General features: G+C 56.9%; 26 protein-coding genes. 20 read left to right on the top strand and 6 right to left on the bottom strand.

Annotated features, from left to right (window positions below; all coding sequences use genetic code 11):
• The first annotated feature begins 11 nt into the window (after positions 1-11).
• A complete protein-coding gene (locus tag D5270_RS13665) occupies positions 12-1,412 on the top strand; it encodes an alpha-L-fucosidase (protein ID WP_166544619.1) in 1,401 nt (466 codons plus the stop codon).
• Between the two features lie 57 nt (positions 1,413-1,469).
• Here D5270_RS13665 and D5270_RS13660 read toward each other — a convergent pair whose 3' ends face one another.
• Positions 1,470-2,993: a Na+/H+ antiporter NhaC family protein gene (locus D5270_RS13660; protein ID WP_166544618.1), complete on the bottom strand. Its 1,524-nt coding sequence runs from the start codon at positions 2,991-2,993 to the stop codon at positions 1,470-1,472.
• Positions 2,994-3,322: 329 nt separating this feature from the next.
• On the opposite strand from D5270_RS13660, the gene D5270_RS13655 reads away from it, so the two are divergent.
• From D5270_RS13655 to D5270_RS13600, 12 genes are all read left to right on the top strand, one after another.
• Positions 3,323-3,763, top strand: coding sequence for a gamma-glutamylcyclotransferase family protein (locus D5270_RS13655; RefSeq protein ID WP_166544617.1), 441 nt, complete (start codon positions 3,323-3,325; stop codon positions 3,761-3,763).
• An 82-nt stretch (positions 3,764-3,845) separates the two neighbouring features.
• Positions 3,846-4,289, top strand: a complete 444-nt coding sequence (locus D5270_RS13650; RefSeq protein ID WP_166544616.1) for a zinc ribbon domain-containing protein — start codon at positions 3,846-3,848, stop codon at positions 4,287-4,289.
• Positions 4,290-4,521: 232 nt separating this feature from the next.
• Positions 4,522-5,880, top strand: coding sequence for an electron transport complex subunit RsxC (gene rsxC, locus D5270_RS13645; protein WP_166544615.1), 1,359 nt, complete (start codon positions 4,522-4,524; stop codon positions 5,878-5,880).
• Positions 5,881-6,846 (top strand): RnfABCDGE type electron transport complex subunit D, encoded by a 966-nt coding sequence (locus D5270_RS13640; protein WP_166544614.1) that lies wholly within the window; start codon positions 5,881-5,883, stop codon positions 6,844-6,846. It abuts the gene before it with no gap.
• On the top strand, positions 6,843-7,412 hold the full coding sequence (locus D5270_RS13635) for an RnfABCDGE type electron transport complex subunit G (protein ID WP_166544613.1): 570 nt from the start codon (positions 6,843-6,845) through the stop codon (positions 7,410-7,412). Before D5270_RS13640 ends, D5270_RS13635 begins: the two co-directional genes overlap by 4 nt.
• Before the next feature lies 1 nt (position 7,413).
• Positions 7,414-8,094, top strand: a complete 681-nt coding sequence (rsxE, locus tag D5270_RS13630) for an electron transport complex subunit RsxE (protein ID WP_166544612.1) — start codon at positions 7,414-7,416, stop codon at positions 8,092-8,094.
• An 11-nt stretch (positions 8,095-8,105) separates the two neighbouring features.
• Positions 8,106-8,714, top strand: coding sequence for an RnfABCDGE type electron transport complex subunit A (locus tag D5270_RS13625; protein WP_207709391.1), 609 nt, complete (start codon positions 8,106-8,108; stop codon positions 8,712-8,714).
• A 47-nt stretch (positions 8,715-8,761) separates the two neighbouring features.
• Entirely contained in the window at positions 8,762-10,111 is a 1,350-nt protein-coding gene (locus D5270_RS13620; RefSeq protein ID WP_166544610.1) for a hypothetical protein, read from the top strand.
• A 56-nt stretch (positions 10,112-10,167) separates the two neighbouring features.
• Complete coding sequence (locus D5270_RS13615) at positions 10,168-10,956, top strand: RnfABCDGE type electron transport complex subunit B (protein ID WP_166544663.1); 789 nt, start codon at positions 10,168-10,170, stop codon at positions 10,954-10,956.
• Position 10,957: 1 nt separating this feature from the next.
• Positions 10,958-12,013, top strand: a complete 1,056-nt coding sequence (holA, locus tag D5270_RS13610) for a DNA polymerase III subunit delta (protein WP_166544609.1) — start codon at positions 10,958-10,960, stop codon at positions 12,011-12,013.
• Entirely contained in the window at positions 12,010-12,609 is a 600-nt protein-coding gene (locus D5270_RS13605) for a toprim domain-containing protein (protein WP_166544608.1), read from the top strand. Before holA ends, D5270_RS13605 begins: the two co-directional genes overlap by 4 nt.
• Positions 12,606-13,976 (top strand): HAD-IA family hydrolase, encoded by a 1,371-nt coding sequence (locus D5270_RS13600; RefSeq protein ID WP_166544607.1) that lies wholly within the window; start codon positions 12,606-12,608, stop codon positions 13,974-13,976. Before D5270_RS13605 ends, D5270_RS13600 begins: the two co-directional genes overlap by 4 nt.
• A 61-nt stretch (positions 13,977-14,037) precedes the next feature.
• On the opposite strand, the gene D5270_RS13595 is transcribed toward D5270_RS13600, so the two are convergent.
• Both D5270_RS13595 and D5270_RS13590 read right to left on the bottom strand, forming a co-directional pair.
• Positions 14,038-15,039 (bottom strand): GNAT family N-acetyltransferase, encoded by a 1,002-nt coding sequence (locus D5270_RS13595; protein ID WP_166544606.1) that lies wholly within the window; start codon positions 15,037-15,039, stop codon positions 14,038-14,040.
• A gap of 131 nt (positions 15,040-15,170) precedes the next feature.
• Positions 15,171-15,701 carry a nitroreductase family protein gene (locus D5270_RS13590; RefSeq protein ID WP_166544605.1) on the bottom strand — a complete coding sequence of 177 codons (531 nt, stop codon included), beginning with the start codon at positions 15,699-15,701 and terminating at the stop codon, positions 15,171-15,173.
• Positions 15,702-15,833: 132 nt separating this feature from the next.
• Between D5270_RS13590 and D5270_RS13585 the strand changes: the two genes are divergently transcribed.
• The 7 genes from D5270_RS13585 to D5270_RS13555 all read left to right on the top strand — a co-directional run bounded on the left by D5270_RS13585 (position 15,834) and on the right by D5270_RS13555 (position 22,908).
• Complete coding sequence (locus D5270_RS13585) at positions 15,834-16,178, top strand: winged helix-turn-helix transcriptional regulator (RefSeq protein ID WP_166544604.1); 345 nt, start codon at positions 15,834-15,836, stop codon at positions 16,176-16,178.
• 89 nt (positions 16,179-16,267) lie between these two features.
• Complete coding sequence (locus D5270_RS13580; protein ID WP_166544603.1) at positions 16,268-17,170, top strand: GH25 family lysozyme; 903 nt, start codon at positions 16,268-16,270, stop codon at positions 17,168-17,170.
• A 29-nt stretch (positions 17,171-17,199) separates the two neighbouring features.
• Positions 17,200-18,093: a glycoside hydrolase family 25 protein gene (locus tag D5270_RS13575; protein ID WP_166544602.1), complete on the top strand. Its 894-nt coding sequence runs from the start codon at positions 17,200-17,202 to the stop codon at positions 18,091-18,093.
• A 61-nt stretch (positions 18,094-18,154) separates the two neighbouring features.
• On the top strand, positions 18,155-20,119 hold the full coding sequence (locus D5270_RS13570) for a methyl-accepting chemotaxis protein (protein ID WP_166544601.1): 1,965 nt from the start codon (positions 18,155-18,157) through the stop codon (positions 20,117-20,119).
• Positions 20,120-20,191: 72 nt separating this feature from the next.
• Positions 20,192-21,055 carry an AraC family transcriptional regulator gene (locus D5270_RS13565; protein WP_166544600.1) on the top strand — a complete coding sequence of 288 codons (864 nt, stop codon included), beginning with the start codon at positions 20,192-20,194 and terminating at the stop codon, positions 21,053-21,055.
• A 144-nt stretch (positions 21,056-21,199) separates the two neighbouring features.
• Positions 21,200-22,483, top strand: coding sequence for an MFS transporter (locus D5270_RS13560; protein ID WP_243150373.1), 1,284 nt, complete (start codon positions 21,200-21,202; stop codon positions 22,481-22,483).
• Positions 22,480-22,908 (top strand): GNAT family N-acetyltransferase, encoded by a 429-nt coding sequence (locus D5270_RS13555; RefSeq protein WP_166544599.1) that lies wholly within the window; start codon positions 22,480-22,482, stop codon positions 22,906-22,908. The genes D5270_RS13560 and D5270_RS13555 overlap by 4 nt, the downstream gene beginning before the upstream one ends.
• A gap of 386 nt (positions 22,909-23,294) precedes the next feature.
• Here D5270_RS13555 and D5270_RS13550 read toward each other — a convergent pair whose 3' ends face one another.
• The 3 genes from D5270_RS13550 to D5270_RS13540 form a co-directional block, all read right to left on the bottom strand.
• Positions 23,295-24,596 carry a tyrosine-type recombinase/integrase gene (locus D5270_RS13550; protein ID WP_166544598.1) on the bottom strand — a complete coding sequence of 434 codons (1,302 nt, stop codon included), beginning with the start codon at positions 24,594-24,596 and terminating at the stop codon, positions 23,295-23,297.
• Between the two features lie 105 nt (positions 24,597-24,701).
• The gene (locus D5270_RS13545; RefSeq protein ID WP_166544597.1) at positions 24,702-25,283 is read right to left on the bottom strand and encodes a hypothetical protein; all 582 of its coding nucleotides are present in this window, start codon (positions 25,281-25,283) and stop codon (positions 24,702-24,704) included.
• A gap of 43 nt (positions 25,284-25,326) precedes the next feature.
• Entirely contained in the window at positions 25,327-25,644 is a 318-nt protein-coding gene (locus D5270_RS13540) for a helix-turn-helix domain-containing protein (RefSeq protein WP_166544596.1), read from the bottom strand.
• Positions 25,645-25,850: the final 206 nt, after the last annotated feature.

The following is a 25,850-nucleotide window of genomic DNA, read 5'->3' as shown; positions in this document are numbered from 1 at the left end:
AGCTAAATATTATGCAGAACATAGACCAAAGGCTCACTGCAGTGCGCCCAAGCCCCCGGCAGCTTGCCCTCCAGCAGATGGAGTTCTATGCCTTTGCCCACTTTACGGTGAACACCTACACCGGCCTTGAGTGGGGGGACGGCACCGAGGACCCGGGGATATTTAACCCCCTGGAGTTCGACGCCTCCCAGTGGGTCTCCGCCCTGAAAGCGGCGGGGATGAAGGGTCTGATACTCACCTGCAAGCACCACGACGGCTTCTGCCTGTGGCCCAGCAAATATACCCGGCACACCGTCGCCGCCAGCCCCTTCCGGGGCGGCAGGGGGGATGTGGTAAGGGAGGTCTCCGACGCGTGCAGGGAGGGGGGCATAAAGTTCGGGGTGTACCTGTCCCCCTGGGACAGGCACCAGCCCTGCTACGGCTCGGGCAAGGAGTACGACGACTATTTTGTGGGCCAGCTTACAGAGCTGCTCACAGGCTACGGCGAGATATTCGCCGTCTGGTTTGACGGGGCCTGCGGCGTGGGGCCCGGCGGAAAGAAGCAGGCCTATGACTGGGAGAGGTACTACGAGACGGTCAGGCGGCTGCAGCCGGGGGCCTGCATGAATGTGTGCGGGCCGGATATCCGCTGGTGCGGCAATGAGGCCGGGAGCACCCGGGAATCGGAGTGGAGCGTTGTGCCCAGGCGCATGAGGGACACGGAGAAGATAGCGGCGGACAGCCAGCAGGCGGACAGTGAGGAGTTCCGCCAGAGGGAGGTCAGCGCCACGGATATGGACCTTGGCAGCAGGGAGATACTCCGGGGGGAGACAGAGCTTATCTGGTATCCCGCCGAGGTGGACACGTCCATACGCCCCGGATGGTTTTACCACCCGGAGGAGGATGACAAGGTCAAGGGCCTTGAGGAGCTGTTCGACACGTACCTGCGCTCGGTGGGTGGCAACGCGACGCTGCTGCTGAATATACCCCCGGCAAAAAGCGGCCTGTTCCATGAAAACGACGTGTCGCGCCTTAGGGAGCTGGGGGAGCGCATAAATAAAGCCTTCGCCGATAACCTGCTTGTGGGCGCGGAGCTCTCTGCAGAGGGCGCGGAGCCCGGGCATGGGATAGACTGCGCCAGGGAGGACGGCTATGGGGAATATTTTAAGGGGAGCGGCAGCTCCTGCGAGATAACCGTCAGGTTCCCGAAAGAGACAGAGGTCTCCTATATCATGCTCAAGGAAAATATTACAGACAGCCAGAGAATCGAGCGCTTTAGGATATTTGACGGCGGCAGGCTGCTCTTTGAGGGCACGGTGGTGGGGTACAAGAAGATTGTACGCCTGCCCGAGCCTGTGAGGACCGGGCTGCTGCGCATATGTATAGACGACTCGCGGTGCTATCCCACGCTCTCATTTCTGGGCGTATACTGAAGACACAAAACCGGACCCTGTAAAAGGGGCCCGGTTTTTTTGTGTTTAGTGGGATTTTCAGCTCTTTTTTGGTGCGAAGCCGGGCTCTTTTCCCCTCTTCTGCAAAAGGGCGATTCCCGCGAACACCAGCCCCAGCATTACAAGTGAGGCGGCTATAGTCACAGGGGCGCTGCGGGAGAAGCCAGCCACTATGTAGCCCAGAAAGCACACCGCCGCCACTAAAGTGGCATAGGGCAGCTGGGTCTCAACGTGGCGCAGGTGGTCGCACTGGGCGCCGGTGGAGGCCAGTATGGTGGTGTCGGAGATGGGGGAGCAGTGGTCGCCGTAGACGGAGCCCGCCAGGGTTGCTCCCAGGGAGGGCATGAGCACGGCGGCTCCGGCGGGGCCTGAGCATATCATGGAGACGATGGGCAGGAGTATGCCGAAGGTGCCCCAGGCGGTGCCCATGGAGAAGCTTAAAAAGGCCGCGACCGCGAAGACGATGGCGGGTATCAGGCTCATGGAGATATGCCCGCCGGAGACTACGCTGCTCACAAAGTTCCCGGTGCCTATCATCTCGCGGCAAACGCCGCCCAGAGCCCAGGCCAGGATAAGTATGGTGAGGGCGGGTATCATGGTCTTGATACCGTCGATAATGCCGGACATGAACTCCTTCATGGTCATTATCCTCCTGGGCAGGTACATGACAAGGGCCACAAGCAGCCCCGCGAAGGTGCCCAGGGTGAGCCCGGCTACCGGGTTCTGGCCTATGGCCTCGGCAAAGCTCACGCCCTGGAAGAAGCCCCCCACATATGCCATGCCCAGGATGGCGGTGATAATAAGGGTGACGATGGGCAGCACCAGGTCCAGCACCGTGCCCTTGGGCTCTATGGCGCTCTCCATGGTGCCGGAAGCCTCAGGGGGGTACTGGGGTGACTCCTCTGCCTTCTTCATGGGCCCGAAGTCAAAGCTCGTGGCGCTGAGGAAGAACACCATTGCAATGGTGAGCAGGGCGTAGAGGTTAAAGGGGATGGTCTGCACAAAGGCCCCAAGCCCCCCGGCCTCCTCCACCTCCGAGGCCACGGCAACCGCCCAGCTTGAGATGGGGGCGATAATGCAGATTGGCGCGGCGGTGGCGTCCAGAAGGTATGAGAGCTTTTCCCGGGATATCTTATGCTTGTCGGTAATGGGGCGCATTACGGTGCCGACGGTAAGGCAGTTGAAGCCGTCGTCCAGGAAAATCATCAGGCCCAGCAGCGCGGTGGTGAGCTTGGCTGAGCGCCGGGTCCTAATGCGCCTGATGGCCCACTGGCCATAGGCGGCGGTGCCCCCTGAGCGGGTGACTGTAACCACCAGGGAGCCCAGCAGGACCAGGAAGATTATCATATAACCGTTGTCCCCGATTTTCACGGCCATCATGTCAAAGACGTATGTAACCGCCCGGAGCAGGCTGCTGCCGGTGGAGAAGCAGTACACGCACATGCCGGTGAATATCCCCAGGAACAGGGACGAGTACACCTCCTTGGTGAGCAGGGCCAGGGTGATGGCTACCACCGGCGGCAGTATTGAAAGCCAGCCGGCGTCTATCATTTCTAATCCCATAATTATCTCCTCCTGTTTTGCTTTTGAAAATTTTACTTTTGAAAAGTATACCATAATAGTATACTTCTTTGGGGGCATTTTGGCAAGGGGGAATCCTTTGATTTTTGGGGATATTTGTGATATAATCAAAATCAAAAGAAATCTGGAAGCTGTATGTCATATTTATGCCTGAAGGCTGTCTATATAGATGAGAGGAGGATTTCCAGGCCAACGACGATATTATAGGCGCGAAGGTCTATAAATTTGACGAAAATATTGTGGTGGATATAGACGGTAAGTATTGGCTCTATGAGCTGGTATACAACTATATGGACTAGGGGGAATTTTAAATGACGCTGTATCTTGCATATGGAAGCAACCTGAATCTAACTCAGATGGCAGAGCGCTGCCCGGGGGCGAAGGCCGTGGGGAAAGGGGAGCTTCCCGGCTGGCGGCTGGCCTTCCGGGGCGCACAGCGGGGGTACTACCTGACGCTGCTGCCGGAGCCGGAGGGGAAAGTGCCGGTAGGGGTGTGGGAGGTCACGCCGGAGGATGTAAGGAGGCTGGACGAGTACGAGGGGTATCCGGAGTTTTACTATAAAACGGAGCTGGAGGTGGAGTACAGTTCCGGCGGTGAGGAGCGCCGGGAGCGGGCGCTTATCTACATAATGAGAGAAGGCTATGGCCCGGGCGCGCCAACTGAGGCGTACTATCAAGGGTGTGTTGAGGGCTTCAGGTCCTTCGGCCTTGACACTGCCGGGCTGGAGGCGGCCTATAGGGAGGTAAGGTAGGGGTGCAACAGGCGGTTGCTTTTATTTCCCGGCTGGATATGCTATGATAATAGTACTATAGTATCGAAAGGTGGGATTTAGAATGGAGACTAAGGATATTATTGTGGATTTAAGGACTAAATCGGGCATGTCCCAGGAGGAGCTTGCGGAGAAGGTGTTCGTCACCCGCCAGGCGGTGAGCCGCTGGGAAAATGGGGAGACCACGCCGGGGACAGACACGCTGAAGCTGCTGTCAAAGCTCTTTGACGTGTCCATAAACACGCTGCTGGGCTCCCCGAGGCAGCTTATCTGCCAGTGCTGCGGTATGCCCCTTGACGACGGCTCCGTAAGCCGTGAGACTGACGGAAGCGTCAACGAGGACTACTGCAAGTGGTGCTATACGGACGGCAGGTTTGTGTATGAGGATATGGACTCCCTGCTGGATTTTCTTTCGGAGCATATGGCAAATGAGAGCTTTACAAAGGAGCAGGCCAGGGAGTATTTCAGTAAGGAGCTGCCGAAGCTCCGGCACTGGGCGAAGGGCTGAGATGAAATTTTGCAGGGCGGACCATTGTGGTCTGCCCTGTTTGCTTATGTTATGCTTATAGCTTAAGCTATTGCATAGCCCCCATGGAAATGAAGATTATTCCCGAATACGGTGCTTTTCATCAATTCCACGGAGATTTTCCCGGAAAAACATGGATTTATCCTTGCAGAAACCGCGGTTTTGCTGTAAAATAAAATTATGAATTTTTTGCGAACGAAAGGATTGTGGATTTATGCAGGAACAAAATGCGGGAGGCCTTTTCCCAAAGCGTCCCTTCAGGACCCACGGCGGCGCGCCGGTGCCGCACCATAAGAACACCTCCGGCGGGCAGTCGAAGACCATGCCGCCCCCACAGCGGGTGATACTGCCCATGCAGCAGCATATCGGCGCGCCCTGCAAGCCGGTGGTGAAAAAGGGAGACCATGTGTATCTCGGGCAGGTAGTGGGTGACAGCGAGGGGTATGTGAGCGCCCCTATACATGCCTCTGTGTCCGGGACGGTGGCGGAGATAAGGAACGTAATGCTCACAGGGGACAGGCCTGTGGAGGCGGTGGTAATCGACTCCGACGGGCTTATGGAGCCGGACCCCTCTATAAAGCCCCCGGAGCCCATCAAAGACAAGAAGTCCCTGGCTGAGGCGGCGCGGGCTTCGGGGCTTGTGGGCCTTGGGGGAGCTGGCTTCCCGGCCCATGTGAAGCTGAATGTGCCGGAGGGCAAGAATATTGACACGCTTATTATAAACGTGGCGGAGTGCGAGCCCTATGTGACCTCGGACCATAGGGAGGCCCTGGAGAACGGCAAAAACGTGCTGGACGGTATCTATAAGGTAAAGGAGATTCTGGACGTGCACAGGGTGCTGATAGCCGTCGAGGACAATAAGCCCGACGTCATAGCGGAGCTCCACCGGATTGCGGACAATGGGGAGATGGACCCGAAGGACGAGGTCAGGGTGCTGGCACTAAAGAGCCGCTACCCCCAGGGGGCCGAGAAGGTGCTGGTCCAGGCCTGTACCGGGAGGAAGGTCCCGGCTGGGGGACTGCCTGCGGACGTGGGGTGTCTGGTGATGAATATAGCCTCGGTGTCCTTCCTTGCAAGCTTTATGCGCACAGGAATGCCGCTGACGAAAAAGCGCGTGACCATAGACGGCTCGGCCGTAAAGGAGCCCCAAAATGTGATAGTGCCAATCGGCACGCCCATTAAAGACGTGATAGAGTTCTGCGGCGGCTATAAGTCCGAGCCCAGGAAAATGCTTATGGGCGGGCCTATGATGGGCATAGCGATAGTCGGCGACGAGCTGCCCATATTAAAGCAAAACAACGCTATTCTTGCCTTTGATGAGAACGAGGCGAAAATGTATGAGACCACCGACTGCATACGCTGCGGGCGGTGCGTGGCGGCGTGCCCCATGAACCTTATGCCTACAAAGCTTGAGAAGGCCGCCCAGAAGAAGGACACGGAGGCCCTTATGGAGCTGGACGTTATGACCTGCATGGAGTGCGGCTGCTGCGCCTTCTCGTGCCCTGCGGGGCGGCGGCTGGTGCAGAGTATCCGGCTTGGCAAGGCCTATGTGAGAAAGGCAGGGAAAAAGTAAATGGATAAGCTTATAGTATCGTCTTCCCCGCATTTTAACGGCAGGAAGACCACCCAGAATATTATGCTGGACGTGATAATCGGCCTTATGCCCGCGTCCGTGGCCTCTATAATCATCTTCGGGCCAAGGGCCTTTTTGGTAATTGCGGTGTGCATAGCCAGCTGTGTACTCAGCGAGTACCTGTCCCGAAAGGCAATGAAGCGGCCCCAGACCGTCATGGACCTGTCGTGTATTGTGACCGGCCTTTTGCTGGCCCTGAACCTGCCGGTTACTATCAACCCCTTAATAGCGGCCTTCGGCGGCGTGATAGCCATAGTTGTGGTAAAGCAGATGTTCGGCGGTATCGGGCAGAACTTTGTGAACCCGGCCCTCACCGCCAGGATAGTGCTGATGAACTCCTTCCCCGCCCGGATGACCCACTGGGCGGCGGCCTTTGACTACGGTGCCACCGCCGACGCGGTGACTACCGCCACGCCCCTTGCCACCTATGTGAGCTTTAGTGAGACTGGCGGGCATATCCCTTACCTGGACATGCTCCTGGGCACCCACGGCGGGTGCCTGGGGGAGACCTGCGCCCTGGCTATTTTAATCGGCGGGCTGTACCTTATTGTGCGCAATGTGATAAGCCCGGTGATACCCGTTACATATCTCGCCACTGTGGCGGTGTTCTCGGCAATACTGGGCCGGGACCCGCTGTTTGACCTGCTGGCGGGGGGCCTGATGCTGGGCGCGTTCTTTATGGCTACGGACTATACCACCAGCCCCCTGTACTTTAAGGCGCGGATAGTCTTCGCCATAGGCTGCGGGCTGATGACGATTATTATAAGGGAGTTCGGCTCCCTGCCCGAGGGCGTCAGCTACTCAATAGTGCTTATGAACATTATAACCCCCCTTATCGAGCGCTATGTGAAGCCCACATCCTTCGGCAGGCCGAAAGCGAAAAAGAATAAGGAGGGAGCGGCATGAACGGCTTGAACGCTAAATCCGTACTGGCCCCGGCGGCTGTCCTTTTGGTGATATGTATACTGGTCTCGGCGGCCCTGGCGGGGACTAACCTGCTCACCCGGGACCGTATAGCCCAGGCCCAGGCGAAGAAGGCCGAGGAATCAAGGATGGTGGTGCTCCCCGGTGCGGAGAGCTTTGAGGAGCTTGACGGCCACTATGTGGGAAAGGACGGCGGCGGAAACGCCGTAGGCTATGTCTTTGAGACCGAGGGCAAGGGCTACGGCGGCACCGTGAAGGTGATGACCGGTATTGGTACCGACGGAAGCATAACCGGCGTGGTGATACTCAGCCACAGCGAGACCCCGGGCCTTGGGGCCAACGCCGAGAAGGAGAGCTTCAGGGAGCAGTATAAGCAGCCTGTCGCAAATAACGTGGGCGGCATTAAGGTCGTGAAGTTCCAGGCCCCGAAGGATGGGGAGATACAGGCCATGACCGGGGCGACTATCACCAGCGCCGCCGTTACAAACGCGGTGAACAGCGCTGTAGAGCAGTACCAGAATGCCTACCAATCTGAGGGAGGTAACTAAAATGGACGGAAAAAAGAGCCTTTTACAGGAATTTACCAAGGGTATCATAAAGGAGAACCCGGTGCTGCGGCTGGTGCTGGGCTGCTGTGCAACCTTGGCGGTGACTACGGCTGCGAGCAACGCCATAGGCATGGGGGCGGCGACTACGTTTGTGCTGGTCTGCTCCAACGCGGTGATTTCACTGCTTCGGAATGTGATACCCAATAAGGTGCGCATACCGGCGTTTATCACGATTATTGCCGGCTTTGTGACCATAGTGCAGCTATTTATCAAGGCCTTCTCACCGGCGCTGGACACGGCCTTGGGGGTGTTCCTGCCCCTTATCGTTGTGAACTGCATTATTTTGGGCCGGGCCGAGATGTTCGCCAGCAAGAACAAGGTGCTGCCCTCTATTATAGACGGCCTGGGCATGGGCGTGGGCTTCACCGCCGCCATGCTGGCAATGGGCATAATCCGTGAGCTTTTCGGCGCGGGGACGGTCTTCGGGCTGCCTGTGCTCTCGGGCTTTATGGAGCCAATCATCATATTCCTGCTGCCTCCCGGGGGCTTCTTCGTGTTCGGTATGCTCATCGCTTTGTCGGGCAAGCTCTCGAAGGAGGGCAGGGCCCCCGAGTCTACCGGCTGCGCGGGCTGCCCCCTGGCGGCCTCATGCTCCAGGATAACCGAGAAGGAGGGTAAATAATGGACGCTCAAATGATACGCTCCCTGGTGGCTATATTTTTAGCGGCTATACTGACGGAGAACTATGTCTTAAACAAATTCCTGGGCATCTGCCCCTTTTTAGGCGTCTCCAAGAAGCTGGACACGGCCTTCGGCATGAGCTGCGCGGTGACTGTAGTTATGGTGATTGCCACGGCGGTGACCTGGCCCCTTTATACCTATGTGCTGGTGCCCCAGGGCCTGGAGTATTTGCAGACCCTGGTGTTTATCCTGGTGATAGCCGCCCTGGTGCAGCTTTTGGAGACGGCCCTTCGCAAGTATATGCCCCCCCTCTACAACTCCCTTGGCATATACCTGCCACTTATCACCACCAACTGCGCCGTGCTGGGCGTGACAATGCTGGTGCTGGAGAAGGGGGCCGCCGACCCCAGCTTCGGCTTTGTCCAGTCCCTGGTGAACGCCTTCGGCTCCGGCGTGGGCTTTTTAGTTGCCATGCTGCTTTTTGCCGGGGTGCGGGAGCGCCTGGAGGACTGCGATATCCCCGAGACCTTCCGCGGCCTGCCCATAACGCTGGTGGCGGCGTCCCTGGTGGCGGTGTCCTTCCTCGGGTTTAATGGGGTTGTGGACAGACTGGCGGGGTGAAAATATTTGAATAGAATGCGACCAAAGCACAGCAAGGAGAAATCACTATGAAACAAAACCGAGACCTCAGAAAAGCCCTGGCACTGATACTGGCAATGTTTATGCTTGCCTTTTCCGGATGCAGCCACAGCGCCCCGGAGAGCGGCGGGTCCTCTGAGGGCTCAAGCGAGCCCGCCAAAACGGAAAAGCAGACGGTGGCCGTCTGTATGGATATGGATATTGGCCATGAGGGTCAGAGCACTTCCATGCTCAAGGACATTATAAAAGACTGTGTCCCGGAGTTTATGGAGAGCTATAAGCTTGAAATAGAATCTGTCCCGGGTACTGGGAGCGACAGGGAGCCAGCCCTGGACCGTATAAGGGTGGAGATGATGGCCGGAGAGGGCCCGGATTTGTTCCTGTGCGTGAGCCCCCGGGCGGCAGACCCGGAGCTTATGCCGCCGAGAGAGCGGGAGACAGGGCTGTTCCCCTACCCCAGGGCGATGATGAAAAGGAAAATGTTCCTGCCTCTGGACGAGTATATCGAGGGAGCAGAATACATGGAATGGGACAAGCTGTACCCGGAAATCATGGCTGCCGGGAAGAACGATGAAGGCCAGCAGATACTGCCAATAAGCTGGAGCATGGACTTCACCCGCTTTGACGCTGAGAGCTACACTCCGCCGGAGGGCCTGCCCATGTCCTTTGATGAAATGCTTGAGAGTAATGACCCCGGGATAAAATATGCCATATTGTACTCCAGCTTCGGCGGCAGCCTGGGTATGCTGGCTGACTATGAGAATGACGCTCCAGCCTTTACAGAGGAGGAGCTCATGGCCCAGCTCGAGGGCCACCGTGAGCACCGTGAGCACCGCACCATGGAGCTCTCTGAGAGTCTGGGCCACCCGAGCGAGGTTACTTTAGGCCGTCTCAACGCGGCCCTCTTTACCCAGTACGACCCCGACAGCGTGCTCATACCCCAGTACAACAGGAACGGCGGCGCGACCGCTAATATCACGACCTTCGGAGCGGTGAACATCAACACGAAGGCGCCCGAGGGGGCATTCCGGATTTTAGATGTGCTCATGAGTAAGGAGGTGCAGAGGGATTCGGAGCTGTTCTCCATGGACAGGGGAGCGCCGGTGCATATGGAGCTGCTCAGCTCTGAGGAGAAGGTCAACGCGCCCTTTGAGCGGGCTAACGGCAAGACAGAGCCGAAATGGTGGCTCTCCGACTACAACTATGACAGGCTGCAGGAGCTCATAAAACAGATAAACGCTGTGGACTTCGTCACGCCCGTGCACCACGAGCTCACAGAGCTGTACCGGACGTATATGCAGGCCGAGACTCCTGAGGAGAGGGAGAAGCTGGCAGGCAAGGCCTATACTGAGGTAAAGATGATGCTGGCCGAGAGCTAGCCAGAGAAAATATCCTCCGGGGCCCTGCCCCAGAAAGGAATGTGACAAAAATGGAAATGCTGACACCAATAATGATTGTAGGGGTGATAGGCCTTCTGGCAGGGATAGTCCTGGCGGTGGCCTCCATCGTTATGGCCGTGCCCAAGGACGAGAGGGCCGAGGCCCTTGAGGCCATACTGCCCGGGGCAAACTGCGGGGCCTGCGGCTACTCAGGCTGCCCGGGCTATGCGGCGGCAATGGCAAAGGGCGAGGCCGTGCCGGGGCTCTGCTCTCCCGGTGGGGCCGACGTGGCGAAAAAGTGCGGGGAGATACTGGGCTCCGTGGACGTGGAGATGGAGCGCAGGGCCGCCTTTGTGCACTGTATGGGCAGTGCCGACAACACCACCGAGAAGATGGAGTACGACGGCCTTGAGGGCTGTACTGCCGCGTCCCTGCTGGGCGGCGGGGCCTCAAGCTGCCGCTTCGGGTGCCTGGGGCTTGGGGACTGCCTTAGGGTGTGCGACTACGGCGCCATTAAGATATGCAACGGCGTGGCGGTTATAGACGCCGAAAAATGCGTGGCCTGCGGCAAGTGTGAGAAGGCCTGCCCCAAGGGGCTCATAAAGCTGGCCCCGGTGAAGCAGATGGCTGTGGTGCGCTGCTCAAGCTGTGATAAGGGCAAGGACACCATGCAGAGCTGCAAGGTGGGCTGCATAGGCTGTATGAAGTGCCAGAAGATCTGCGAGGCGGGGGCTATAACCGTGGGGAGCGGCCTTGCCGTTGTGGACCCGGATAAGTGCACCGGCTGCGGCAAATGCGCCGAGGCCTGCCCAAGGCACATAATCACCATGTGCGGGGTGCAGTGAAATGCCCGGAATAACCAGGCAGGAGCTGAGGGAGAGGGTATCCTCAGGGAAGCTTGACTCCCTCTACGTCCTCTGGGGGGAGGAAAAGCTGCTGCTGAAGCCCGCCGCGGGGAAGCTGATAGACAGGGCCTCCGGGGAGGGCTTCCCTGAGTTTAACAGCGTCCGCTTTACAAACGACTCCGAGGCTGAGAAGATAGCCGCCGCAGTTGAGGCCCTGCCCTTTATGGCTGAGCATAAATGCGTTGCGGTGTCGGACTTTGACCCGGAGACAAAATCCTCCGAGGACCTGGAGCGTATCTGTTCGCTTATGGAGGACCTGCCGGACACGGCCACCCTGGTGTTCTACTACCCCACCATTGATATTCCCAAAAAGAGGCCCGCAAAGTGGAAAAAATTCCTGGACAGGGCGGAGAAGCACGGCTGTACGGTGGACTTCCAGAAGATGGGGGACGGGGATATGTACAGGATGATGAGAAAGGGTGCCCAGCGCCAGGGCTGCGAGCTGCCGGAAAAAAGCTTTTACAGGCTTATGGAGTATGCTGGAAAAGACCTTAACACCCTTAGCAGGGAGATTGAAAAGCTCTGCGCCTATACTCTGGGCATGGGCAGGGAGGAGATAACCCCGGAGTGTGTGGAGGAGCTGACCCCGAAGAGCGCCGAGATAAAGGTGTTTAAAATGGTGGGGGATTTGACAGCGGGAAGATATGAGGCGGCATATAATGGACTGGACCAGGTGCTCTCCCAGGGGGAGGACCCTGTGTCGGTGCTGGGAGCCATGGCCTCGGCCTATATCGATATGTACAGGGTGAAGACCGCTCTTGAGAGCGGGCTTACAAGCAGCGCCGTCACCGAATACGCCCCCGAGTATAAGGGAGGGGGCAGCTTCAGGCTGAGAAACGCCGAGCGCTCCTCAAGAAGGCTGAGCCTTAGGAGCATAAAGAAATGCCTGGAGCTGCTTGTGAATGCGGATATGTCCCTGAAGGGCTCGAGCCTTGACCCGAGGCTTGTGCTGGAGGGGCTTATGTCCAGGCTGCTGATGGCGGTGCAGGGCTCATGAGGGTGAAGGAAGCGGTTATAGTGGAGGGTCGCTGCGATAAGGCAAAGCTCAGCTCCCTTATAGAGGGCACGATAGTGGAGACCGGGGGCTTTGCCATATTTAACGACCGGGAGAAGCTGGAGCTGATACGGCGGCTGGCTGAGAGGCGGGGGGTCATAATCCTGACGGACAGCGACGGCGCGGGCTTCCTTATCCGAAGCAAGCTGAGCTCCTGCCTGCCCCCGGAGCAGGTGAAGCACGCCTATACCCCGGATGTCTACGGCAAGGAGCGCCGCAAGGCAAGGCCCTCCAAGGAGGGCAAGCTGGGGGTCGAGGGGATGGACCTTCCAGTATTGGAGGAGTGCCTGAGAAGGGCGGGGGCCACAATAGAGGACGCCCCAGCGGCAAAGGGGCATGACGGGCTCACAAAGGCCGACATGTACGAGCTGGGCCTCAGCGGGGGCGGGGGCTCGGCAGAGAGAAGGAGGGCCCTGCAAAAGCGGCTGGGCCTCCCGGAGAGGCTCTCGGCAAACGGGCTGTTGCAGGCGCTGAATTCACTATACACAAAACAGGAGCTTGAGAAGCTTTTATCACTGGAAGGAGAGGATACCCCATGAAAAAATACTTTCTCTTTGACCTGGACGGCACCCTTGCCGACACCGGGCAGGGCATAACCGAGTGCGTACAGTACGCCCTCTCTGAGCTGGGCTGGACGCCCCAGGAGGAGGGGTTCCTGCGGCAGTTTGTGGGGCCGCCCCTAATGGACTCCTTCCGGGAGTTTTGCGGCATGGGGGAGAACGAGGCAAAGCGGGCCATAAAAATTTACAGGGAGCGCTATAACGCGGCGGGGCTGTATAAGAGCCCATTATATCCCAATATTGACAGGCTCCTGGCCCGGCTGAGCTCCGGCGCCACCCTCTGCGTGGCTACCTCCAAGCGGGAGGAGGGGGCCAGGAAGATACTGGCTATGAGGGATATCGAGCGGTACTTCACCTATGTGGTGGGCGACGACGGCACAAGGCCCACCAAGGCCCATGTGATAGACCAGGCCCTAAGGCTCCTGGGGGAGCCGCCCCTTTCAGAGGTGGTGATGATAGGGGACAGGAGCTATGACATAGAGGGGGCAAAGTGCTGCGGCATAGAGAGCATAGGCGTGGGCTACGGCTACTCCGCCCCTGGGGAGCTGGAGGAGGCCGGGGCCGAGTATACGGCCGGGGACGTGGGGGAGCTCACAAGGCTCTGCACGGCGATGTCCGGGGCAAAGGACAATACCGCCGACGGCAGGGAGCGGGCCCAGCTGTTCCTGGACCTGTATAAGCAGGTTGAGGATGAGCTTGAGGACAAATTCAGGAACTCCCGAAGGCATTACACCAGCGCGGTGTATGAGTTTATAAAGGACTATGAGAGCGCCCCTATAAGGGATAAGCTGGACATATGCAGGCATATCAGGAACCTTATGGCCCACAGCGCCAATATGGACGGCGAGCCGGTGGTGGTGCCGTCGCAGCCGGTGGTGGAGGCTCTGAGGGAGGTGCTGGACTTTGTGCAGAGGCCGCCGCTGGCTATCGACTACGCCACCCGGGGGGACCGGGTGCTAAAGGTGGGGGCGGCACAGAAGGTCCTGCGGGTCATGGAGCTTATGGAGAAAAACGGCTACTCCCACGTGCCGGTCATGAAGGAGGACCGGTTCTATGGGGTGTTCAGCTCCGGCTCGGTTATGCGCTATCTCCTGAAAAACCGTGGCAGGGGCCTGACGCCGGAGACCACCATAAAGGACATGAGGGGGTACCTGGCGGTTGAGGAGCACGTGGAGAACTATGAGTTTGTGCCTGCCGACGCTACATATATCTATGTGCGGGGGCGCTTCGAGCAGGTGCGGGCCAGGAATAAGCGGGTTTCCGTCATATTCATCACCCGGGACGGCAAGCCCGACCAGCCCCTTCTGGGAATGCTGACCCCTTGGGACGTACTGGGGGAGAGCTGAAATATAAAACGTCCGGCCCCATTTGAAACCGGGGCCGGGCGCTCTGTTATATATTTTAAAATTACTTTTTTATTGTCTTCATCAGCAGGGTGATAAGGGTCTCCTTTTCCACGCCTGTGAGGGGGGCGGTCACCTCGTTGCCCCACTGGCCAAGGTATTTGCGGATGGTGGGGGTGAGGCCCTGCCCGCTCTCTGTGAGGTAGAGCTTATTCTGCCGCCGGTCGCTCTGGTCGGTCTCACGGTAGAGGTATCCAAGCTCCTCCAGCTTCTTTACCTTCCGGGCCACGCTGCACTTGTCAAGGTACAGGTGGCCTGAAACCGCGTCCTGGCTGGAGCCGGGGTGGCGGTCCACGTGGAGGAGTATCATGTACATCCCGCCGGAGAGGCCGTACTCCCTCAGCTTTTCCCCCATGAAGCGCTTGCGGCTGCGCATGAGGAAGGTGAGTGTGCGCCCAAGGTCCCGGCTGAAGCTGCTGCTCTCTCTGAGCTTTACCCGGCAGACCTCCTCAAACTTGAACTTTGCCGCCACGGTGATATGGTAGAGGGCGTCAAGTTCAGCGGCAAGCTCCCGGTCAGCTATGGCGGCTTCCCTGTCTTCGGACTCCAGCACCATTATAAGGTACTCGACCCCGAACAGGGTGGAGCCCACCCCGGTGGACCTGGCCCCGCCCCGCTTGTAGAAGTCTATGCGGCGGCGGGCGTAATCAGGGTCGGGGGCGGCCTCAGGGTCCTCCACCTCAAAGATTATCCTGCACCCCCGGCCCCTGAGCGCCTCCCGCATGAGCCTGAGGCATTCGGTGCCGACACCGGAGCCCCGGCGCTGGGGCTCCACGGCGAAGTAGTTGAGCAGGGCAGTCCTCGGGCTCTCCCCTCCGTCGGTGATGAACAGGGCATATGCCGCAAGGCCCTCACTGTCGAAGAAGCCCACCGAGTGCTGGAAGCCCTTGCGTATCAGCGGCTCCATCAGCTTCCAGGGCATTAGCTCGTCGGGAGGGAAGTCACGCTTTAGGCAGGGGGTATAGAGGCTGCCCATTTCTTCAATACTGAGGGTGCGAAGATACATAAAAGCCCGGTCCTTTCGATTAACAGTTTTACTATAGCTTTATATTATAACATAAAAATTCTTAAAGGGCAAGCTTTTGCTTAGTATCAGTTATTGCTTCGGGCTTTGATAATATAACGTAAGGCATGGCACTATTCCCCGGGGCTGTACATCTCAAAGCTGACAAGGCTGGCTATGGGAATGCGCTGTACAGCGTGGCGGTCCGGGCTGGCGGGAGCGCCTGACGCATACCCCACAGCTAGGATGTTGACCGGCTCCAGGCCCTGGGGGAGGGCAAATTCCCGGCGGATAATATCGGGCTTAAAATGGCATATCCATAATGTGCCCAGCCCCAGCTCCGTGGCCTCGAGCATCATATGGTCCGTCAGAATAGACGCGTCTATGTCCGAGGTGTTTTTGCCGTCCAGAGGGCGGGTCCAGGCCCTGGCGGGCTGGGAGCAGACAATTATAGCCAGGGGGGCGCCGTAAATATTCGCGGCTGTCCCTAGCTTGTCAAGGCCCTCCTGCTCCTGCACAACGATAAGCCGGACCGGCTGGAGGTTGGCGGCTGTGGGGGCCGCGTGTGCGGCTGACAGTATTTTCTCCAGCTTCTCAGGCTCCACTTTCCTGCCTGTGTACCCGCGGACTGAGCAGCGGGATTTTGCCATTTCCAAAAAGCTCATAAATAGTTCCTCCTGTTATTAAGCTTGAATCTTGGGTCTTTCTGTACTATAATTATAGCACAAACAAAAGCTATAGCAAGAATGCACTTTTAGGGTATATACTACCTGTTTGGAAAGTTAGGGGAGAAAATTATGATCGCTAAATGCAGGGGCGGGTACGACTGCCCGGTGGAGGCCACCATTGACCTGATAGGCGGGAAATATAAGTCTGTTATACTCTGGCACCTTATGGGCGGCACCCTGCGGTACAGCGAGCTGCACAGGCTGGTGCCCAGGGCCACGGACAAAATGCTGGCCCAGCAGCTCAGGGAGCTGGAGCGGGACGGGCTGGTGGACAGGAAGGTGTACCCTGTGGTGCCGCCGAGGACTGAGTATTCCCTGACGGACTTTGGCAGCAGCCTCGCCCCAATACTCTGCGCCATGTGCGACTGGGGCAGGGGCTATTTGGAAGGTCAGGGGCCCGGGCCCGCCCTTTGAACCGGCTAGGTATTTCCACCCTGACCCCCCTTGCCTTTTCGACAGTTTTCCTGTATAATAGGGAGAAATGAGACTCCAAGCCGAAAGGGATGACTATAATGAACGCCAGGCGTTCTCTGTTTATAACTATAACGGTGCTTTTAGTGGCGGTGATAGTGGCGGTATCCGCCCTCACACTGGCCCAGGGGCCCAGGACCAGCGCGGTGAATATGATAAGCCGCAACGGCTCCACCGCAGAGGTGGACGATATGTGGGAAGGCAAGATGACTATACGCTACTATGAGAATGTGGCAACCAGCAGATTTGGCCCGGGGGACTTTGCCGAGGAGGACGACACCGTGTCCTTTGTGGGCAGCGGCGACTCCTTTGTGGGCATATCCGTCAACGAGAAGAAGGGGGATATAGACTGGAACCAGGTTAAGGAAAGCGGCAATATAGACTTTGTAATGGTGCGCGTGGGGATTAGGGAGAAGAAGAAGGGCCGCATACGCGTGGACCAGAAGTTCCATGAGAACATGCAGGGCGCGGCCTCTGTGGGCCTGCCTGTGGGGGTGTACTTCTACTCAAAGGCCGTTGAGGACGCCGAGGCCAAGGAGGAGGCCAACTTTGTACTGGAGCAGATAAGGGAGTACGAGGTGAAATACCCCATTGGCATTTTCTGGGAGTACGACCTGAAGGAGGACGGCAGCCAGGACGAGACCTCCCGGACGGTGAGCCGCAACGGGGACCAGGTCACCGGGTACATAGACACCTTCTGCAGGATAATAAGCGTCGCGGGGCATACCCCCTGCTATTTCGCCGAGAAGGGCATGGCCTACACCAAGCTGGACCTGTCAAGGCTTGCGGGCTATGACCTGTGGTACGGCGAGTACAAGCCCTCCCCCAGCTTCTACTATGACTTTAAGATTTGGCAGTATACAGAGGAGGGGAAGGTGCCGGGCATACCTGAGCCGGTGCCGGTGAGCATTGCGCTTAAAAAATACGGCAGATAAGCTTTTGCCATGGAAAAGGGAGGCAGCTTTTGGATAGGGAAAATATAAAAAAGCTCTCGCTTATATGCGCGGGCGTGGCGCTTTTTGTGGTGGTGCTGACGGTGATAATCGCGTTTGTCACCGGCGGCTCCGATGGGGAGGAGCCGCCGGCTGAGCCGTCGCGGATTATCCCTGACGGTATGCGCCTTGTGGACGATATATACGACGGCGAGAAGATAATACCTGACTTTGACATCCCCGAGATGAAGTACGACCATGAGGGCTTCTCCACAGGCGAGGACGGCGTGACCAGGTATAAGAACGCCGCCGTGGGCATAGACGTGTCAGAGTTTCAGGGGGAGATTGACTGGTACGCGGTGAAGGCCGCGGGAATCGACTTTGCATTTATCAGGGCGGGCTACCGGGGCATGACCCAGGGGCTGCTGACCGAGGACAGCCGGTTTCAGGAGAACATGAAGAATGCCGAGAGCGCAGGGGTAAAGAGGGGCGTATATTTCTTCTCCCAGGCGGTGACCGAGAGCGAGGCCGCGGCGGAGGCCGACTTTATTATAGAGAAGCTGCAGGGGGAGAAGCTTGAGTACCCGATAGTATTTGACTGGGAGCCGCCGGTCCCCTCTGAGGAGCTGCCGGAGAGCAGCCTTCGGGCCCACGGCTGCACGGGGGAGACGGTGACGAAATGCGCCGCGGCCTTCTGCGAGCGGGTGAAGGAGGCGGGGTATATCCCGTGTGTCTACTTCAATAAGAACCAAGCATATAATTTTTATGATTTGGAAAAGCTCAGAAACTATGACTTCTGGTACGCTGAGTATAACCCCCTGCCGTCAATGGCGTACAGTTTCCGTATCTGGCAGTATACCGACGGCGGGAGCGTGCCGGGGATAGAGACCACTGTTGACCTGGATATCTGCATGGAGCCATACTAAGGAGTTTGTTTTAAGCGGTTAATTTTGGGCCGGGAAAAGGCCCTTTATGAGGTGAATACTGATGAAAACAATACGCAAAAAAATCACTGTCTGCCTTATGGCAACGGTCCTGGCAGCACTTGTGCTGGTGGGGTCGGCAAGCATAACCCTGAACTACCGCAGCACTCTTGCTACGGTGGAGCAGATGATGAGCCAGACCGCTACCCTGGCCGCAAGCCGGGTGGAGCAGGAGCTTTCGGCCTACAAGAACGTGGCTACGGACACGGGCCTTGTGAGCCAGCTGGCAGACCCTGATGTGCCGCTGGAGGAGAAGCAGGCGGTCATCGACGAGCGCGTGGCCCTGCACGACTTCCAGAGGGGCAATGTAATCGGCGCGGACGGTATCAGCATTTTCGACGGCAAGGACTACTCAGACCGTGAGTATGTGCAGGAGGCCCTGCAGGGGAAGACCTATGTTTCCGAGCCTCTTATCAGCAAGATAACCGGGGAGCTGTCCATTATGGTGGCGGCGCCGCTGTACTCGGCAGAGGGGAATATAGCCGGGGTGGTGTATTTTGTGCCCCATGAGACATTCCTCAACGACATAGTCTCCTCTATTAAGATAGGGGAAAACTGCCGGGCGTACATGATAAACAAGAACGGCGACACTATAGCCGACATAACACTCGAGACCATCACCACCCAGAACGTGGAGAACGAGGCTGCAAGCGACCCCTCCCTCAAGTCCCGCGCGGCCCTGCATGAGGCCATGCGCAGGGGTGAGAACGGCTTCGGGCGCATAAAGTCCGCCGACGGCCCAAGGTTCCTGGCCTATGCCCCGGTAGGAGGCACAGACGGCTGGAGCGTGGCGGTGGCCTCCCCGGAGATAAACTACCTTGCGGACACTTATTTCGGCATGTTCCTGAATGTGCTGGTGATTATCGTGTCAATTATGGCCTCCATAGTAGTGGCTCTGAAGCTCTCCAGCAATATCAGCAAGCCCATGCGGGCATGTGCCGCCAGGATGAAGCTTCTGGTGGAGGGCGACCTGGAGTCCCCGGCCCCTGAGGCTGTGGGCAGGGACGAGACAGCCGAGCTCACCCGCTCCACCGGGGAGATGGTGGCAGGGCTCAACACCATTATCCACGACATCGACTACCTCTTAAACCAGATGGCAAACCAGAACTTCGACATAGTTTCCGCCCATAGGGAGGCCTATGTGGGTGATTTCCAGAGCATATTAGGGTCCATGCGCAATCTGAAGACGGAGCTCAGCGGGACCATACGCCAGATAGACGCCTCGGCTGGGCAGGTGTCCAGCGCCAGCGGCCAGGTGTCGAACGGTGCCCAGACCTTGAGCCAGGGCTCCATGGAGCAGGCCAGCGCTACGCAGGAGCTGGCGGCAACTATAAACGAGATATCCGAGAGCGCCAAGCGCACCTCCCTGGCAGCCGAGGAGGCAGGACAGTTTGTGAACCAGGCCGGGGCGCAGCTGGGGGTGAGCGTGGGCTATGTTGGTGAGCTCAACACAGCAATGGGCAGGATATCCGAGTCCTCCCAGGAGATTAGCAAGATAATTGAGACCATTGAGAATATAGCCTTCCAGACCAATATACTTGCCCTGAACGCAGCTGTTGAGGCCGCAAGGGCAGGCACGGCGGGCAAGGGCTTCGCCGTGGTCGCGGACGAGGTGAGGAATCTTGCCAACAAGTCCGACCAGGCGGCAAAGGCCACAAAGAGCCTTATTGAGACGTCTATCGCCGCCGTCAGCGAGGGCAGCGAGGTGGTGGGCAAGGTCACCGGCTCCCTGGAGCAGACCAGCGTTTACGCCGGACATGTTACAGAACAGATGGACCTGGTGGTGGAGGCTGTGGAGAAGCAGACCGAGTCTATTGCCCAGATAACCGAGGGCGTGGAGCAGATATCCACGGTGGTGCAGAGCAACTCCGCCACTGCGGAGCAGAGCGCCGCTGCCAGCGAGGAGCTCTCGGCGGAGGCAAACGGCCTCAAGCAGCTGGTGGAGCACTTCACTCTGGCTTCGGAGTAAATCTGTGCAAGCCGCGCCAGGATTTATGCTGCCGGATATGGTATGATGTGTTCACATAAGGGGGCGGAAAATATGGCGACGGAATTTCTGCAGCAGGCTATAAACTTTATGGAGGCGCATATCCTGGAGGATATCAGCTATGTGGAGGCGGCTAAGGCCGTGGGCATGTCAGGGTACAGCTTCCACCGGGTGTTTAGCTTCACTGTGGGCATGACTGCCAACGAGTATATCCGTTCAAGGCGGCTGAGCCTTGCGGGGCAGGAGCTTCGAGAAGGGGGCATATCTGTTTTGGACGCGGCCTTAAAGTATGGCTACGAGTCCCCCGAGAGCTTCACGAAGGCCTTTGCAAAGTTCCACGGCTCCACGCCCAGGCAGGCAAAGAGCAAGGGAGCGGCGCTCCGGCTTTTCGACCCTCTTGTGATAAAAATTACCATAGGGGGCGGCAGTATGCTGGAGTACAGGATTGAGCACAGGGAGAGCATGAGGTTTGTTGTGGTGAAGCGCACTTTCGACAACGAGACACTTCTGGACGCCCAGGGGCGCAGTATCCCGGAGTTTTGGGCCGAGTGCACGGAGAAGGGGCTTATAGAGCCCATGAAGGACCTATGCCCGGCGGGCAGGAGGGACCTGTATGGTATTTGCGGCCCAATGCGGGCCAGTGAGACCGGGTTCTTCTACGGAATCGGCGTGCTGAACAGCGGGCGCATGGACGAGGGGGAATATGACCTCTGGGAGACGGAGCCCGCGGACTATGCGGTGTTCAAGTGCAAGGGCCCGGACGGGGAGTGTATTGGCGAGGCCTGGGACAGATTTTTTAAGGAGTTCTGTCCCCAGACAGGCTATACCCAGACAGACCAGCCGGACTTTGAGCTCTACTATGAGCAGGGAGAGCAGGGAGTTTTCTGCGAGCTATGGGTGCCGGTCAGAAAGGGCTGAGACAGCTAAATACCTGTTGGGAGGGGCCGTGTCCGCGGCCTCTCCTCTTTTTATGCTTTTATATAGAAATATAAAAATATTAAAAAACCCCTTGTGTTTTTATCCAAAATATGGGATGATATAGGGAGAAAGGGGTGTTGCCCAATGGCGAAAACCAATAAGATGAAATTTACAAAGCCCGAAAAAAGCTGGATAATGTACGACTGGGCCAATTCCGTGTATGCAACCAACATACTGGCGGTTATCTTCCCAATCTACTTTGGCTCGGTCTGCCAGGCGGCGGGGGCCGATAACCTGGTGCTCTGGAGCTACGGCACTTCTGTTTCCACCTTTGTGGTGGCGATACTGGCGCCGGTACTGGGAGCGCTGGCGGACCATAAGGGGCATAAGAAGAAGCTGTTTTTGGTATTCCTTGTAATGGGCGTACTGTTCACGCTTACAAGCGCCCTGTTTGATGAATACAGAATGCTCCTGGTGGGGTATGTGCTCTCCCATATAGGATTTTCAGGGTCCTGTCTGTTCTATGACTCGTTTTTAACCGACGTGACCACAAACGAGCGCATGGACCGGGTGTCCTCCTGGGGCTATGCCATGGGCTATATCGGCGGCAGCACTATCCCCTTTGTTATCAGCATTGTGATACTCTTCCTGATGGGCATGGAGAATATGCTGGCCTTTAAGCTGGTGATAGTGCTCACAAGCCTGTGGTGGGCGGTGTTCAGCATACCGTTTATTACAAACGTACATCAAACCCACTATATCGAGCCACAAAAGAACCTTGTGCGCTCAACCCTGCAGAACCTGGCCCATACCGCAAGGGATATCTTTAGGCAGAAGCATATCTTCCTGTTCATCCTGGCCTATTTCTTCTATATTGACGGCGTGGGCACGATTATCTCCGTGTCGACCTCCTACGGCTCAAAGCTTGGGCTGGACAATATCAGCATGATACTGGCGCTGCTGATGACCCAGATAGTGGCTGTGCCCTTCTCGATTATGTTCGGGCGGCTCTCTGAGAGGATAGGCGCGCTGAAGGCCCTGTGCGGGGCGGTGGGCATTTATTTCTTTATCTGCCTTGTGGGTTTCTATATGGGCTTCAACATTGAGAACAACCCCGGGGACAGCGGGGCACTGACCCTCTCCCTGGTGCTGTTCTGGTGCATGGCATTCTTAGTGGGCACGGTGCAGGGGGGCATACAGGCCATCTCCCGCTCCCATTTCGGGAAGCTGATACCCCCGGAGCGCTCCAACGAATACTTCGGCTTCTTCGATATCTTCGGCAAGTTCGCCGCGGTGATAGGCCCCCTGCTGGTGGCGCTATTTACCCAGCTCACCGGCCGGGACTCCATCGGGGTCATAAGCCTTGCCATACTGTTCCTGGTGGGCCTTGTGCTGCTGCTTCTGGGGCAGAGGAGGGCGAAGGCATGATACGCTTGGCAGCGCCAGAGGACGCAGGCCAGCTCTTTGGGCTCAACGAACGCTTTAACGGCCCCAGCGGCACAACGGTGGAGGACATGGCCCGGTCCCTTGGGGATAATCCCCGGGAGCTGGTTATAGTTGCCGACTGTGAGGGTACCCTTGCGGGGTTTGTGTGCGTGCAGGTGAAATACTCCTTCTGCTATGAGCGCCCTTCGGCTGAGATAACCGAGGTGTTTGTAGACGAGGAGTACCGCCGGGCCGGGCTTGGGCGGAAGCTGCTGGAGTTTGCTGAAAGAATGGCGGCGGAGCGCTTTGGGGTCAGTGAGCTGACAGTGCTCACCGGCGGGGATAATTTCCCGGCCCAGGGGCTCTATGAGGCGGCGGGGTTCGAGAGGGAGGATGAGGTACTCTTTTTTAAGGAAGGGAGAAGATAAAGAAGTGGAGATAAAGCTTGAACCGGGCGGGCCCTGGTACCACGGCTCGCCCATGGAGTTTTGGGAGCTTAAGAAGGGGAGTACCGTCACTCAATGGCGGGAGCTGGCTGAGGCCTTCTCCCATAAGCCCCGTATGCTGGGTTATGACGACGATGGCGTGATAACCCACAACGGCACAGCAAAGGGGTATCTGTATGTTATTGACGAGCCGGTGGAGGTGGGCAGGGAGCTATATCCCCATCCCCGCACCACCATGGACGAAAACGCGGTTTTTTGCTGTTTATTCCCATGTCCCGCGAAAACACTGGATTTATGCGGGATAAAGCCCTATTTTCTCCCTTTTGTCCCTTGTTTTGTCCCTTACCAGCTTCCCACAAGGGACAGTTTTATTCCCCGCTTGCCAACTTGTCCAGCAGCCTGGCGGTCGCTCTCTTGGAATCCCTTTCAGCATGGGCATAGACATTCATGGTTGTACGAATGTCAGCGTGCCCCAGCAGCTCTTGTACATCCTTGGGGGTCGCGCCGTTTGCCAGCAGGTTACTTGTATAAGTATGGCGAAGCTGATGGAAGTGGAAATGTCCCAGGCCAGACAGCGACTTACTCAAATCCTGGCAGAGACTTGTGATGGTGGATTGGCGCTGGTATTCGCCGTCATGCCGCACACAGACCAAGTTGACGGGGATATAACCCTCCGGTGGCACCTCATTCCGGTTTAGCGCCCGCAGGTCGTTGTACGTCCGGTTGCGGTCAACCGTCTTTTGGACGTAATTAACCTTGTACATAGCACCATACCGCAGGCTCTCCCGGGCCTGCGCCATTTTCGCCCGGCGGAGGATTTCGGCCAGCGTGTCGCCGAAGTCCACTGTCCGGGTTTTCTTTGTCTTTGTGGGGCCGAGAGAGGTGGCCTTGCGCGAACTGCTATAGCTTAGGCTCCGGCATATTGTCATACACTGCTTTTCCAGGTCGATGTCCTCCCAGGCAAGGCCCAAAACCTCTCCCAGCCGCAAGCCTGCGTAATACGAGATTTGCACCGCTAACAGACAGGGGTTACCCCGCTTGCGGAGATAATCTGTGAGGATTCGGTACTGCTCCAGGCTCAAGACCTGGCCTGCGTCCTGGCTTTCACCATTTTGGAAGATATCACAGTCTGCGGGCTTTGTGCGTTTCACAACGTAGTCCATAGGGTTTGCGGTCAAAATGCGCTTAGAGTAGATGGCGAATTTGAAAACCTTGTGGAGCATAGCCATGTACACATTCACCGTCCCGCTGGCTATGGGCTTCGCCTGTGCCCCGTTTGGGTCCGTCCCGCCAAAGCTGAGGAAGTCTATGTAGGCTTGCAGTTGGCTGGACGTGACAGCTTTCAGCTTGCGCTGGGCCAAAGGGTGCCGCTTGATTTTGTTCGCCTTGGTCATGTACTGATGCACGGTCCCGTTGGCAAGGGAGCTGGGCTTTAAGCCCTCTTCAAGCCACATGTCGATGACCTCTGCCAATGTCAGATTGGAATTCTGGGCTATGACCAATTTGCTCTCATATTCCTCCATGGCTTTGCGCAGCATCCGCTCCGTTTCCGCCTTGCTCTCTGTACCGGCCCTCTCAATCTGCTTCGGCTTGCCGTCCTCGCCGGTAATATAGAATCGATAGTACCATTTCTTGCGGCCCTTTTTCTTGCTTACAGAGCCCTTTGCCATATTAAAAACTCCTTTCATATGGCAAGCGGCGCTGCTGCGGTGGCTGGTTTCCAGTATACCGGAAATCCACGCCCCTGTCAACAGCGCCTCCTACCTCAATGGAATTTACAGCTTACTTACAACCTGGGCATATTGGGATTCACATCCGTATTCATCCGGGTCGAACTCTTCCTCTTCCTCGAATACTTCCCAAAAATCCGGGTCGGTTTCTTTCAGAGCCTTTTCAACAAAAAGCGTCATATTGTCATACCCGAAGTCCACAAAGCGGGGAACCCATATGCACACAAATTCCTGTATCCTGTCCATCACGCCCTCTTGGCTTTGTTCAAGAATTTCCTGGTCCAGCCGCACCCAAAGGTATGACGTCATGGAAGAAGCCGCCTGCATCAACTGAACGCTTTTTGGGAAAATAAGGAAAGCGTCACCCGTTACATGAAAGTCGGGGGGATACGCAATATTATATTCGTCGTCAGCTTTATAAAAGCCGTATTTTTCCCATAGAGTCTTCGGAATTTTTTTCAGAGCGTCATCCCAGGTAATTCCGTCTTGAGTATGGTGTGTTTGCTTGAGGTAGTCGGACGCCAGAGCTTTCATTTTGTCCATAAACTCCTCCATAGGAAAGCTGACGCGGAAATAGCGCTCGCTTACGTGTGCCGCCATATAGACGGCGAGAAAAATTAACGGCATGATTATGCCTCCATTCTTATCGAATTGGTAATTATAATTGGCCTTAGCCGATTTCTACTGCTGAATGGACTTGTATCCGGCTCTCATGCAGTTCCGTCTGCATCCGGTTCTCATGCAGTTCAACGGACTCCAAATTAGCCATATCAAGCAAGTCTTTCCCCCTGTTGATAAACAGGAAGTTCTCTAAATCTTGTACCAGGATAAGCTGCCGTGTTCCTACCAGGAGGCAGGGAATCTTTTTTTCCTTAATCAGATTTCTAAGAGTCTGTCTTCCAACGCTGGAATATTCAGCAGCCTCGTTTATTGAAAAACAACATTTGGAGGGCATAGTATTTCCTTTCTCATGTGCTTCCCACCGCATATGTTTTTATTTCACCCGTCATTCTTTAGTCCTGGGGCCACCCCGAAACCCATTTACATCAATCTATAGCATGCAATCCCCCCTTTCATTGGATGATTTTGCGTCAAATAACCAGTACCGCTTGCGTTCCCAAATGGGATATGTTATAATGTCGATACTTCCAATGATTATTCGTCGTTTCCATCGATAGTATAGCATAGATACGC

Source organism: Acutalibacter sp. 1XD8-36, from assembly GCF_009917525.1.
Lineage (GTDB): Bacteria > Bacillota > Clostridia > Oscillospirales > Acutalibacteraceae > Acutalibacter.
The sequence above is the reverse complement of the archived record's forward strand: the minus strand, read 5'-3'. Positions and strand labels throughout refer to the sequence as shown.

Bases quoted from the DNA above. Each gene is read 5' to 3' on its own strand.
- D5270_RS13655 (WP_166544617.1), top strand. From the start codon at position 3,323: ATGACGCTGTATCTTGCATATGGAAGCAACCTGAATCTAACTCAGATG.
- D5270_RS13595 (WP_166544606.1), bottom strand. From the start codon at position 15,039: ATGTATCTTCGCACCCTCAGTATTGAAGAAATGGGCAGCCTCTATACC.
- D5270_RS13555 (WP_166544599.1), top strand. From the start codon at position 22,480: ATGATACGCTTGGCAGCGCCAGAGGACGCAGGCCAGCTCTTTGGGCTC.
- D5270_RS13585 (WP_166544604.1), top strand. From the start codon at position 15,834: ATGATCGCTAAATGCAGGGGCGGGTACGACTGCCCGGTGGAGGCCACC.
- rsxE (WP_166544612.1), top strand. From the start codon at position 7,414: ATGGACGGAAAAAAGAGCCTTTTACAGGAATTTACCAAGGGTATCATA.
- D5270_RS13580 (WP_166544603.1), top strand. From the start codon at position 16,268: ATGACTATAATGAACGCCAGGCGTTCTCTGTTTATAACTATAACGGTG.
- D5270_RS13570 (WP_166544601.1), top strand. From the start codon at position 18,155: ATGAAAACAATACGCAAAAAAATCACTGTCTGCCTTATGGCAACGGTC.
- D5270_RS13545 (WP_166544597.1), bottom strand. From the start codon at position 25,283: ATGCCGTTAATTTTTCTCGCCGTCTATATGGCGGCACACGTAAGCGAG.
- holA (WP_166544609.1), top strand. From the start codon at position 10,958: ATGCCCGGAATAACCAGGCAGGAGCTGAGGGAGAGGGTATCCTCAGGG.
- D5270_RS13665 (WP_166544619.1), top strand. From the start codon at position 12: ATGCAGAACATAGACCAAAGGCTCACTGCAGTGCGCCCAAGCCCCCGG.
- D5270_RS13615 (WP_166544663.1), top strand. From the start codon at position 10,168: ATGCTGACACCAATAATGATTGTAGGGGTGATAGGCCTTCTGGCAGGG.
- D5270_RS13635 (WP_166544613.1), top strand. From the start codon at position 6,843: ATGAACGGCTTGAACGCTAAATCCGTACTGGCCCCGGCGGCTGTCCTT.
- D5270_RS13660 (WP_166544618.1), bottom strand. From the start codon at position 2,993: ATGGGATTAGAAATGATAGACGCCGGCTGGCTTTCAATACTGCCGCCG.
- D5270_RS13560 (WP_243150373.1), top strand. From the start codon at position 21,200: ATGGCGAAAACCAATAAGATGAAATTTACAAAGCCCGAAAAAAGCTGG.
- D5270_RS13565 (WP_166544600.1), top strand. From the start codon at position 20,192: ATGGCGACGGAATTTCTGCAGCAGGCTATAAACTTTATGGAGGCGCAT.
- rsxC (WP_166544615.1), top strand. From the start codon at position 4,522: ATGCAGGAACAAAATGCGGGAGGCCTTTTCCCAAAGCGTCCCTTCAGG.
- D5270_RS13620 (WP_166544610.1), top strand. From the start codon at position 8,762: ATGAAACAAAACCGAGACCTCAGAAAAGCCCTGGCACTGATACTGGCA.
- D5270_RS13640 (WP_166544614.1), top strand. From the start codon at position 5,881: ATGGATAAGCTTATAGTATCGTCTTCCCCGCATTTTAACGGCAGGAAG.
- D5270_RS13550 (WP_166544598.1), bottom strand. From the start codon at position 24,596: ATGGCAAAGGGCTCTGTAAGCAAGAAAAAGGGCCGCAAGAAATGGTAC.
- D5270_RS13605 (WP_166544608.1), top strand. From the start codon at position 12,010: ATGAGGGTGAAGGAAGCGGTTATAGTGGAGGGTCGCTGCGATAAGGCA.
- D5270_RS13540 (WP_166544596.1), bottom strand. From the start codon at position 25,644: ATGCGGTGGGAAGCACATGAGAAAGGAAATACTATGCCCTCCAAATGT.
- D5270_RS13625 (WP_207709391.1), top strand. From the start codon at position 8,106: ATGATACGCTCCCTGGTGGCTATATTTTTAGCGGCTATACTGACGGAG.
- D5270_RS13600 (WP_166544607.1), top strand. From the start codon at position 12,606: ATGAAAAAATACTTTCTCTTTGACCTGGACGGCACCCTTGCCGACACC.
- D5270_RS13590 (WP_166544605.1), bottom strand. From the start codon at position 15,701: ATGAGCTTTTTGGAAATGGCAAAATCCCGCTGCTCAGTCCGCGGGTAC.
- D5270_RS13650 (WP_166544616.1), top strand. From the start codon at position 3,846: ATGGAGACTAAGGATATTATTGTGGATTTAAGGACTAAATCGGGCATG.